The organism is Streptococcus sp. 3167 (assembly GCF_013277175.1).
Taxonomy (GTDB): Bacteria; Bacillota; Bacilli; order Lactobacillales; family Streptococcaceae; genus Streptococcus; species Streptococcus pseudopneumoniae.
In genome coordinates this window covers 681-11,450 of sequence record NZ_VMML01000027.1, presented here as the reverse complement: position 1 = coordinate 11,450, position 10,770 = coordinate 681, and the positions used below count along the sequence as shown (strand labels likewise).

Annotated in this window: 10 protein-coding genes and 1 pseudogene; 3 read left to right on the top strand and 8 right to left on the bottom strand. The window is 41.5% G+C overall.

Features of this window, described 5'->3' with window-relative positions; all coding sequences use genetic code 11:
- Positions 1 to 268: 268 nt before the first annotated feature.
- From HT678_RS04685 to HT678_RS04650, 8 genes and pseudogenes are all read right to left on the bottom strand, one after another.
- Positions 269 to 1,078, bottom strand: coding sequence for a purine-nucleoside phosphorylase (locus tag HT678_RS04685; protein WP_050207878.1), 810 nt, complete (start codon positions 1,076 to 1,078; stop codon positions 269 to 271).
- A gap of 15 nt (positions 1,079 to 1,093) precedes the next feature.
- Positions 1,094 to 1,635, bottom strand: a pseudogene (locus tag HT678_RS04680) (DUF1697 domain-containing protein).
- Between the two features lies 1 nt (position 1,636).
- Entirely contained in the window at positions 1,637 to 2,848 is a 1,212-nt protein-coding gene (locus tag HT678_RS04675; protein WP_000033102.1) for a phosphopentomutase, read from the bottom strand.
- 13 nt (positions 2,849 to 2,861) lie between these two features.
- Complete coding sequence (gene rpiA, locus HT678_RS04670; protein ID WP_000429303.1) at positions 2,862 to 3,545, bottom strand: ribose-5-phosphate isomerase RpiA; 684 nt, start codon at positions 3,543 to 3,545, stop codon at positions 2,862 to 2,864.
- Between the two features lie 281 nt (positions 3,546 to 3,826).
- Positions 3,827 to 4,699: an NAD(P)H-hydrate dehydratase gene (locus HT678_RS04665; protein ID WP_172924630.1), complete on the bottom strand. Its 873-nt coding sequence runs from the start codon at positions 4,697 to 4,699 to the stop codon at positions 3,827 to 3,829.
- 140 nt (positions 4,700 to 4,839) lie between these two features.
- On the bottom strand, positions 4,840 to 5,697 hold the full coding sequence (locus HT678_RS04660) for a bifunctional methylenetetrahydrofolate dehydrogenase/methenyltetrahydrofolate cyclohydrolase (protein WP_000192111.1): 858 nt from the start codon (positions 5,695 to 5,697) through the stop codon (positions 4,840 to 4,842).
- Between the two features lie 153 nt (positions 5,698 to 5,850).
- The gene (locus HT678_RS04655) at positions 5,851 to 6,585 is read right to left on the bottom strand and encodes an amino acid ABC transporter ATP-binding protein (protein WP_000136055.1); all 735 of its coding nucleotides are present in this window, start codon (positions 6,583 to 6,585) and stop codon (positions 5,851 to 5,853) included.
- Positions 6,585 to 7,268 (bottom strand): amino acid ABC transporter permease, encoded by a 684-nt coding sequence (locus tag HT678_RS04650; RefSeq protein ID WP_001011644.1) that lies wholly within the window; start codon positions 7,266 to 7,268, stop codon positions 6,585 to 6,587. Before HT678_RS04650 ends, HT678_RS04655 begins: the two co-directional genes overlap by 1 nt.
- A 190-nt stretch (positions 7,269 to 7,458) precedes the next feature.
- Here HT678_RS04650 and HT678_RS04645 point away from each other — a divergent pair, with 190 nt between their 5' ends.
- From HT678_RS04645 to HT678_RS04635, 3 genes are all read left to right on the top strand, one after another.
- Positions 7,459 to 7,689, top strand: a complete 231-nt coding sequence (locus HT678_RS04645) for a DUF1797 family protein (RefSeq protein ID WP_000443574.1) — start codon at positions 7,459 to 7,461, stop codon at positions 7,687 to 7,689.
- A gap of 229 nt (positions 7,690 to 7,918) precedes the next feature.
- Positions 7,919 to 10,177, top strand: a complete 2,259-nt coding sequence (locus HT678_RS04640; protein ID WP_000882510.1) for an ATP-dependent Clp protease ATP-binding subunit — start codon at positions 7,919 to 7,921, stop codon at positions 10,175 to 10,177.
- Positions 10,178 to 10,305: 128 nt separating this feature from the next.
- Positions 10,306 to 10,758 (top strand): NUDIX hydrolase, encoded by a 453-nt coding sequence (locus HT678_RS04635; RefSeq protein WP_023938214.1) that lies wholly within the window; start codon positions 10,306 to 10,308, stop codon positions 10,756 to 10,758.
- Positions 10,759 to 10,770 lie beyond the last annotated feature (12 nt).

The window sequence follows — 10,770 nt, the reverse complement described above, 5'->3', positions numbered from 1 at the left end:
TTTGAGCAACCTGCGGCTAACTTCCTAGTTTGCTCTTTGATTTTCATTGAGTATAAATTCATTCTTATCTCTTCTTATCATACTAGTCTGCTTGGCTAGGAAGCTAATTCCAGCATCCTAGATTCTTGTCTTTCACAATGCTAACTATCAGACTCTTTCAGTTACAAGAGTAGGAAGAAACCCATAGTCTACCTATGTTTCTTCTTTGTTCCGAATAGCCAGTCAATCATGAAAAGGTAGAGGTATTCCCCCTTTTAAATCTTTTTTCTTACAATTCTGCAAGAATCGCTTTAAGCAAACCTTTGAAATCACCTTTGACACCTTCAGTCACTTCTACAACTTCTTCGTGATTGAGTTCTTCTTGGAAACCAGCCGCAAAGTTAGTGATACATGAAATTCCCAGAACTTTCAAGCCAGAGTGGGCTGCCACGATAACTTCAGGAACCGTAGACATACCAACTGCATCTGCTCCCAGTGTCTTATAGGCACGGATTTCTGCTGGTGTTTCATAAGTTGGACCAGTAACACCGATATAGACACCTTCATCAAGCTTGATATCAAGTTTTTTAGCAACTTCATGGGCAGTAGCACGGTATTCTGGAGTGTAGGCCTTAGACATATCTGGGAAACGTGGACCAAAGTCATCCAAGTTTTCACCCATCAATGGATTTTGCCCCGTCATGTTGATATGGTCTGAGATAGCCATCAAAGTACCAGGACCATATCCAATACCACCAGCTGCATTGGTTACAATGACACCTTCACATCCAAGAACTTTCATGACACGTACTGGGAAAGTCACGACCTCCAGAGGATTTCCTTCGTAAAAATGGAAACGACCTTGAAGAGCCAAGACCTTGCGACCTGCAAGGTCACCATATACTAATTTACCAGCGTGACCGACTACTGTAGAGCGGCCCCAGTTTGGAATCTCAGCATAGTCTACTGCAACTGGATTTTCGATTTCTTCTGCCAGTTCTCCCAGTCCTGATCCAAGGATTAGACCGAACTCAGGCGCTTGAATTCCCTTGTCTTTCAGGAAAGCAGCTGTTTCATGGATTTTGTTTAAAAATGTCATTGTGTGTCTCCTTTATTATTTTTTTAGCATTTGACCGATTTTTTCAAAAGTTTTAGCATTGCGAATGGTAATGTGGCGATAGAAAGGCATCTTGAGCAGATCCTTGTGATAGGCAGTTTTAGAGTAGGTTTCTTCAGAAAATTTCCCCAGAAAATCCCAAGTTTTCCAAAATAAAGCACTTCATCTTTCAGCTCTAAACTTTCAACTGTCGCGATGACTTGGTCCACATCCAAACCCTCAGTGTAAAAGAGAAAATCTTTTCGTGCCAAGTCTCTGTTCCACCAAGCTGGTAGATTTTCAAGTTCCGCCTCAAAGTCCTCTAGACTCAGTAAAGAAAAGCTCTGAATAAATGGATAATGGACTGCAAAGAAAGTCTCTAGCTTTTCAACCAATTGGGCTTTGGAATCTATCGAAGTAAAGAAAATATTGCCACTATTGATGTAGCTCTCAACCTTTTCCAGTCCCAAGTTTGTCAATTCTTGACGAAGCTCCGCCATGACGACCTTATTCTTACCACCAACATTGATACCTCTCACCAGCAAAGCATAGCGCGTCATCTTATACCAATTTATCTAAGAAACTTTCCCCAATCATAGCAGTTTCCACACCAAAGTTATCGGCAACAGTCGCTGAAATATCTGCAAAATGTCCTACTGGAATGAGACCATTTCCTTTAAAGGCAGGGCTATAGGCCAACAATGGAATATATTCCCGAGTGTGATCCGTTCCTGCATACGTTGGGTCATTTCCATGGTCCGCAGTAATCAAGAGAAGGTCATTCTCTCTCATAGCTGCGATAATTTCAGGTAAGCGTTCATCAAACTCATGCAAACAATCACGGTAACCGTGAGCATTACGACGATGGCCGTAAAGGGCATCAAAGTCAACTAGGTTTGTGAATGAGAATCCTTTTTCAAACTCAGCAAGTCCCATAGTCTTCAATAGTGTATCAATTCCATGACTATTTGACTTGTTGTGACCCATGTCATGGTTGATACCAGCACCGTTAAAGATATCGTTGATTTTACCCACAGCATAAGTATCGATACCAGCCTCATTCAATTTATCCAAAACAGTTGGGGAAAATGGAGATACAGCCAAGTCACGACGGTTTGCCGTACGAGTGAAGTTACCTGGTTCACCTACATAAGGGCGAGCAATGATGCGACCAAGAAGGGCAGGACGCTCAAGGGTAATCGAACGAGCGTATTCACAGATACGGTACAATTCATCCAAAGGAATAATGTCTTCGTGGGCAGCAATCTGCAAAACAGGGTCAGCTGAAGTATAGATAATCAACTCTCCAGTTTCCATCTGACGTGGTCCAAAATCATCGATAACAGCCGTTCCTGAATAAGGTTTGTTGGCTTCACGAATAACCTTGCGTCCTGAGAATTCTTCGATTTTTGTCAGGATTTCTTCTGGGAATCCGTTCCAGAAAGTATCGAAAGGCTCAGTAATGTTGAGTCCCATGATTTCCCAGTGTCCAGTCATAGTATCCTTACCAAGAGATACTTCCTCTAATTTTGTTGCATATCCAGTTGGATTGCTTTCAGCTGCTACAGTCTTAAGAGGAGTTTCACGAGGAATATTTCCAAGACCTATTTTAGCCATGTTTGGGACATTCAAACCAACTGTTTTTGAAATGTGTCCCAGTGTGTCAGAAGCTCCATCTGGAACCCCTGCATTGACAAAGTTATTAGCATCTGGTGCTGCACCGATTCCTACAGAATCCAGTACCACCAAATGAATACGATTAAATTTAGACATCTTATGCCCCCTTCTATTTTCCTTTTTTTGAAGTTGAAATCTGAACTCCATCTCGTCCAGCAACGATTACCTTATCCACCATTTGGTTGAATAAACCATGCTCCACAACACCAACGACATGGTCCAATTCTTGTCCAAAAGCAATTGGATTTTCAATGACATCCAAGGCGAGGTCAATGATAAAATTCTGCATATCCGTCACAAAACGTTGGCCGTCTTTTTCACGGAAACTTGGTTTGTAGCCAGCTCGCTCAAAACGACGAAAGACTTGTTCTGCGCCATACTGAACCACTTCTACTGGCAATTTAAAAGCACCTAGTTTTTCGACCAGCTTGCTTTCATCCACCACCCAAATGTATTCTTTTGATGGTGTTGCGACCACCTTTTCCATGAGAAGGGCACCACCACCGCCTTTGATTCCGTTAAACTGACTATCCACTTCATCCGCGCCATCAACCGTCACATCGACAAAGTCTACTTGGTCAATAGACTTGAGCGGGATATTAAGGCCTTCTGCCTGTTTAGTGGTCACACTAGAAGTTGTTACAGCTGTAATCTGCAATCCTTCTTCCTTGATACGACGACCGATTTCTTCTACAAAATAATAGGCAGTCGAGCCTGTTCCAAGTCCAACGACCATTCCATCGCTCACGAACTCAGCAGCCTTGATACCTGCCATTTTCTTCAGATTTTCCACCGATTTACCTCCATCATTCTCAGTTCTTATTCTACTATGAAATCGCTTTTTATTCAAGTAAAAAGATCAAATTTACATTTTTTATCAATCTTTCTTTGAAAACATGCATTTTATTTTTATAAAACGAATAAAAATGAATTTATCTTTTATGTATTTGCTTTGTTCATCTCTTTCCAGTTCCAAAAACAAGACCTTAACTTTGATACGTCTAGTTTAGCATTAAAGCAGGCGCATTTCAAGAATCATAAATTAAGAGAAGGAAGTGGGTTTATCTATCTATTTTAAACAAGTTTATCTTTGCTTACCCTCTCTTGTTGACAAATAATTTTCATTACTTTAGGAATACAATTACTAATCTCCGTTGGCAAAACCACATACTGTTCTTGAGCTAGTTCTTGGGCAATAGCTGAATGAAGATGGGTCGCTACCGTCACACATTCGTAGAGACTGGCCTGTCGGAATTGGCCTGCAAATCCTGCAATCATTCCAGCAAGAGTATCTCCCATCCCCCCAGTCGCCTGATAGGGACCGCCGACCTGTAACTGGTAATAATCAGATTGGCTAGCTTGCCAAATACGAGTAGCCGGATCTTTCTCCACCAAAATTGTTCCTTGAGGAAATGAAGTCAGGGCACTAGCTGTTGCATCTTCCTTTTGCTTTTCAATAGCAATACCAGACAGCTTTTCCCATTCTTTTTGGTGGGGAGTTAGGATAAGCTGGTTAGACGGAAACGACAAACTTGTCCTAGCAAGAATGGTCAGGGCACCACCATCTACAATCAAAATCTGATTCTGTTTTAAGCTAGCAAAGACCTGTTTGACTAGATCTTCTCCAAAAGCATCGTCTCCTAAACCAGGTCCCAGCAAGACAACTTCTGCCTTCTCCAACTGCTCTTTTAACAATTGCTTGTCTTGAAGAGAAAATGCCATAGCCTCAGGTAAATGGCTGTGCAGAGCTGGAATATTTTCCCTGTCCGTTCCAACGGTCACCAATCCTGCACCACTCTTAACAGCAGCTAGTGCAGCCATAATGATAGCACCTCCATAAGGATAAGTGCCACCAAGCAGCAGCAGACGACCATGGTCTCCTTTATGACTTGTACGAGAACGTTCAATAATAACTTTTTCTAGTAAAGTTTGATCAATCACTTTCATCGTTTTTTCCTCTCGCTTTTATTATACAACAAAAAGGAGGCGCAGACCTCCTTTTGTAATCTTATATCTAAAATTTAATACTCATTTCTGCCATTTCAGATATAGCTATAGAAAATACACTCTCTTCAGCGATTTTTCTCTTATTTTCTATCCAATGTCCGAAGTGCTGCCTGATAAGTTTGCTCCATTAGCATGGTAATGGTCATAGGGCCTACACCTCCAGGAACTGGTGTGATGTGGCTAGCAAGTGGGGCAACTGCCTCATAGTCAACATCTCCACAGAGCTTCCCATTTTCATCGCGGTTCATACCGACATCAATGACAACCGCACCTGGTTTGACAAAGTCAGCAGTCACAAACTTAGCACGACCGATTGCGACTACAAGAATATCTGCTTTAGCAGCCACCTTGGCAAGATTATGGGTGCGTGAATGGGTCAAGGTTACTGTTGCATTTTTGGCTAAAAGAAGCTGGGCCATGGGTTTTCCAACAATGTTTGAACGACCGATGACGACCGCATTTTTACCTTCTAATTCAATCCCATATTCATGAAACATTTCCATAATTCCTGCAGGTGTCGAAGGAATCATGACTGGATGACCAGACCAGAGACGCCCCATGTTTAAGGGATGGAACCCATCCACATCCTTTTCTGGATCAATAGACAATAGAACCGCCTCTTCATCAATGTGTTTTGGTAATGGCAACTGGACCAAAATCCCATGCCAAGCTGGATCCTGATTATATTTAGCAATCAGGTCTAACAATTCCTCTTGAGCAATGGTCTCTGGAACTCGCACTACTTCGCTACGGAAACCAGCCGCAAGAGCTGACCTCTCCTTGTTGCGAACGTAGACTTGGCTGGCTGGATTATCCCCAACCAAAATCACTACCAAACCAGGTACTAGACCTGTTTCTTCCTTTAATTTTGCAGTCTTTTCAGCCAATTGCCCCTGCAATTTGACCGCTAAAGCTTTCCCATCAATGATCTGTGTCATATCACTTCTCTTTTCTTTCAAATATCTTCCATTATAGCAAAAACTGCCTGCACCCCCTAACACTTATTTCCTAGGCTATCCTATAGTTTCAAACTATAAGAAAAATCTCTGGTTGAGCTTTTCACTAATCTTGTCTTGAAATTTTAAAATAGATTATAAAACCTTACTCAAGAAGTCTTTAGTCCGTTGTTCTTGGGTTTGTTCAAAAATCTGTTCAGGTATTCCGTCTTCAACAACCACACCGTCTGCCATAAAGATGACACGATCTGCCACCTCACGGGCAAATCCCATCTCATGTGTTACGATAACCATGGTCATTCCTGACTTGGCTAGATCTTGCATAACAGCCAATACCTCACCCACCATTTCAGGATCCAAGGCTGAAGTTGGCTCGTCAAAGAGTAAAACATCTGGTTCCATAGCCAACCCACGCGCGATAGCAATCCGTTGCTGCTGCCCACCTGACAAACTCTGTGGATAAGCGTCTGCCTTATCCGGCAAACCAACTTTTTCCAACAGCTCTTGAGCTCTCTTCTCAGCAACTGCCTTGCTTTCACCTTTGGTCTTGATAGGTGACAAGGTAATATTTTCCATCACAGTCATATTAGGAAAGAGGTTAAATTGTTGGAAAACCATGCCCATCTTCTCACGCATGGCAAAGAGGTCATTCTTCTTGTCCGTAATATCGACTCCCTCAAAGATAACCTTCCCCTTGGTTGCTTCCTCCAACAAATTCATAGAGCGAAGCAAGGTAGATTTCCCGCTCCCCGAAGGACCGATGATAACGACAACTTCTCCTCTTTTAATCTCGAGGTTGATGCCCTTCAATACTTCATTCTTTCCAAAAGATTTATGTAAATTTTCAATTTTTATCAAGATTTCTGTCATTATTTCTTATCTCCTTGTCCCATATGTTTTTCAAAAGCTTTCAAGGCTACTGTCAGAATAGAGGTCATAATCAAGTAGTAAAATGCTGCAAATAAAAGTGGTGTTAAAGGTAGATAGGTTGTTGTAGAAACTGTTGTAGCCCCATTCCACAACTCCATGACCCCAATAGCTGATAAGAGGGAGCTGTCCTTGATAATGGTGATAAATTCGTTCCCCAATGCTGGCAAAATATTTTTGATTGCTTGTGGCAAAATCACATACCGCATCGCATTTTTAGGACGAATCCCTAAAGAATAGGACGCCTCTAACTGCCCCTTAGGAACCGCATTAATCCCAGCACGAACAGTCTCAGAAACATAAGCACCACTGTTCATAGAAATAATCAAAATCCCTGGAATCAGACGAGAAAGATCAACACCCAAAATCCCAACCTGAATAGTCGGAGCATTGATGTGCATAAGAGCAAAGGTAATCATAATCTGAACCATCATAGGTGTCCCACGGAAAATCCAAACGTACAAGTTGGCCAGCCAAACAAGCGGTTTAAACTTTGAACGTTGCCCAAAAGCCAAGACAACCCCCAAAATGGTTCCCAAAATGACAACACAGATAGAAATAAGAACCGTCACAACAGCCCCATAGTTAAAATAAGGTAAATACTTAGGTAAAAAAGAAAAATTCATAGTCACACTGCTTTCTAAAATAGAATACTGTATGATTATAACGTATATTGAATTAAAATTCAAATCTTTTATCCAATTTATTTAAAAATCTTTAAACTAGCAGAATTAGCGAGAAATCTTAGTTTTTTTCTAGTCAAGTTGGCCTCCTTTATGGTAAAATAGTAACGATAAGAAATGAAGGAGAATCAAAATGGAATCACATTTGGTTAGAATCATCAACCGCCTTGAAGCAATGGCAAACGATGGCGGAAATTTAAAACGTAATTTTGAACGCGAAGGAGTTGTTGTTGCAGAAGTTGCGTACAGCCACGACGAAGAAAACGGCTCAATCTTTACCCTTCGTGACGTAGAAGCTCGCGAAACGTATACGTTTGATAGCATTGACTTAATTGCAATGGAGATTTACGAACTTCTCTACTAATCTAAAACAAGCTGGGATTGTCCCTGCATGTCTAACCAAAATCCTTTTTGTCTCACAAATAGGATTTTTTTATAGTCCAAATTCACAAAAATTTTCATTGCAACAACTTTTCAAAGCTGCAATCTTTTTACTTGCTTTACACCCCAATCCTGTTATAATGAGAGTATAGGAATTTGACTATTTTTGACCTTTAAACAGATCAGGATAAAGAAAGAAATGAGGTAGATGTATGCTTTGTCAAAACTGTAAAATCAACGACTCAACAATTCATCTTTACACCAATCTCAATGGAAAACAAAAACAAATTGACCTCTGTCAAAACTGCTACAAGATTATCAAAACAGATCCTAACAATAGCCTCTTCAAAGGTATGACGGATCTGAACAATCGTGACTTCGATCCCTTTGGTGATTTTTTCAATGACCTAAACAATTTCAGACCTTCTAGCAATACTCCTCCTATTCCCCCAACCCAATCAGGTGGAGGTTACGGTGGAAACGGCGGTTATGGTTCCCAAAATCGTGGTTCTGCTCAAACTCCACCAGCAAGCCAAGAAAAAGGCCTGCTGGAAGAATTTGGTATCAACGTAACTGAGATTGCCCGTCGTGGAGACATTGACCCCGTTATTGGGCGCGACGATGAGATTATCCGTGTCATCGAGATTCTCAATCGTAGAACCAAGAATAATCCTGTTCTTATCGGTGAACCGGGTGTCGGAAAAACTGCCGTTGTCGAAGGCCTAGCTCAGAAAATTGTTGATGGTGATGTTCCACATAAACTCCAAGGCAAACAAGTCATCCGTCTGGATGTGGTTAGCTTGGTGCAAGGAACGGGGATCCGTGGACAATTTGAAGAACGCATGCAAAAACTCATGGAAGAAATTCGCAAACGTGAGGACATCATCCTCTTTATCGATGAAATCCATGAAATTGTCGGTGCTGGTTCTGCGAGTGATGGTAATATGGACGCAGGAAATATCCTCAAGCCAGCCCTTGCTCGTGGGGAACTGCAACTGGTCGGCGCTACTACCCTCAATGAATACCGTATCATTGAAAAGGATGCTGCCCTCGAGCGTCGTATGCAGCCTGTCAAGGTTGATGAACCAACGGTGGAAGAAACAATCACTATCCTCAAAGGGATTCAAAAGAAATACGAAGACTACCACCACGTTCAATATACCGATGCTGCAATTGAAGCAGCTGCAACTCTTTCCAATCGTTACATCCAAGATCGCTTCTTACCTGACAAGGCCATTGACCTCCTAGATGAAGCTGGTTCTAAGATGAATTTGACCTTGAATTTTGTAGACCCTAAAGTCATTGATCAGCGCTTGATTGAGGCTGAAAATCTCAAGTCTCAAGCTACACGAGAAGAAGATTTTGAAAAAGCCGCCTACTTCCGTGACCAGATTGCCAAATATAAGGAAATGCAAAAGAAAAAGGTCACAGACCAGGATACTCCAATCATCAGTGAAAAAACCATTGAGCATATTATTGAACAGAAAACCAACATCCCTGTTGGTGATTTAAAAGAGAAAGAACAATCTCAACTCATCCATCTAGCCGAAGATCTCAAGTCTCATATTATTGGCCAAGATGATGCAGTCGATAAGATTGCTAAGGCTATTCGCCGTAATCGTGTCGGTCTTGGTACGCCTAACCGTCCAATTGGAAGCTTCCTCTTTGTCGGACCAACTGGGGTCGGTAAGACAGAACTTTCCAAACAATTAGCTATCGAACTCTTTGGTTCTGCTGATAGTATGATTCGCTTTGATATGAGTGAATACATGGAAAAACACAGTGTGGCTAAGTTGGTCGGCGCTCCTCCAGGTTATGTTGGCTATGATGAGGCTGGTCAATTAACTGAAAAAGTTCGCCGCAATCCATATTCTCTCATCCTTCTCGATGAAGTGGAAAAAGCTCACCCAGATGTTATGCACATGTTTCTACAAGTCTTGGACGATGGTCGTTTGACAGATGGGCAAGGACGGACCGTTAGCTTCAAGGATGCCATCATTATCATGACCTCAAATGCAGGTACAGGTAAGTCTGAAGCCAACGTTGGATTTGGGGCTACTAGAGAAGGACGTACCAACTCTGTTCTCGGTGAACTCGGCAACTTCTTTAGCCCAGAGTTTATGAACCGTTTTGATGGCATTATCGAATTTAAGGCTCTCAGCAAGGATAATCTCCTTCAGATTGTCGAGCTCATGCTAGCAGATGTTAACAAGCGCCTCTCTAGCAACAACATTCATTTGGATGTAACTGACAAGGTCAAGGAAAAGCTGGTTGACCTAGGTTATGATCCAAAAATGGGAGCACGCCCACTTCGTCGGACTATTCAAGACTATATTGAGGACGCAATCACTGACTACTACCTTGAAAATCCAAGCGAAAAAGACCTCAAAGCAGTTCTGACTAGCAAGGGAAACATTCAAATTAAGTCTGCCAAAAAAGTTGAAGTAAAAACTTATGAAAAAGAAGTATAAATCCTATAGAAAAGGAGTAGAAAATGAAAATTTTCTGCTCTTTTTACTAAAATAACTATAAGTTCTTGACAGCTCTGCCTTTGTCCATTATGATAATAATAAAGATACTAGATAATGAGGAAAATGCAATGGCAAACCCAACTTTCGGAGAAAAAAAAGCAAATACAGACTATGTTGCACGCTATGGAGTGTATGCAGTTATCCCTGACGCTAAACAAAAACAAATTGTTCTTATTCAAGCACCTAATGGCGCTTGGTTCCTACCAGGTGGCGAAATTGAAGCAGGTGAAAATCATCAGGAAGCCCTAAAGCGTGAATTGATTGAAGAGCTTGGTTTCACAGCTGAAATTGGTACCTATTATGGACAGGCTGATGAATACTTCTACTCTCGTCATCGTGATACCTACTACTACAATCCTGCCCACCTCTATGAAGCGACTTCTTTCAAAGAAGTGCAAAATCCACTAGAAGACTTTAATCATATTGCCTGGTTCCCTATTGACGAGGCTATCCAAAATCTTAAACGTGGTAGCCATAAATGGGCCATCCAATCTTGGAAAAAACAGCATAAGATTGACTAATACTCTTCGAAA

What these genes read in the sequence shown, in the direction of transcription:
- HT678_RS04665 (WP_172924630.1), bottom strand. Translation starts at nt 4,699, where the DNA reads ATGAAAGTGATTGATCAAACTTTACTAGAAAAAGTTATTATTGAACGT.
- HT678_RS04645 (WP_000443574.1), top strand. Translation starts at nt 7,459, where the DNA reads ATGGAATCACATTTGGTTAGAATCATCAACCGCCTTGAAGCAATGGCA.
- HT678_RS04660 (WP_000192111.1), bottom strand. Translation starts at nt 5,697, where the DNA reads ATGACACAGATCATTGATGGGAAAGCTTTAGCGGTCAAATTGCAGGGG.
- HT678_RS04635 (WP_023938214.1), top strand. Translation starts at nt 10,306, where the DNA reads ATGGCAAACCCAACTTTCGGAGAAAAAAAAGCAAATACAGACTATGTT.
- HT678_RS04640 (WP_000882510.1), top strand. Translation starts at nt 7,919, where the DNA reads ATGCTTTGTCAAAACTGTAAAATCAACGACTCAACAATTCATCTTTAC.
- HT678_RS04650 (WP_001011644.1), bottom strand. Translation starts at nt 7,268, where the DNA reads ATGAATTTTTCTTTTTTACCTAAGTATTTACCTTATTTTAACTATGGG.
- HT678_RS04685 (WP_050207878.1), bottom strand. Translation starts at nt 1,078, where the DNA reads ATGACATTTTTAAACAAAATCCATGAAACAGCTGCTTTCCTGAAAGAC.
- HT678_RS04655 (WP_000136055.1), bottom strand. Translation starts at nt 6,585, where the DNA reads ATGACAGAAATCTTGATAAAAATTGAAAATTTACATAAATCTTTTGGA.
- HT678_RS04675 (WP_000033102.1), bottom strand. Translation starts at nt 2,848, where the DNA reads ATGTCTAAATTTAATCGTATTCATTTGGTGGTACTGGATTCTGTAGGA.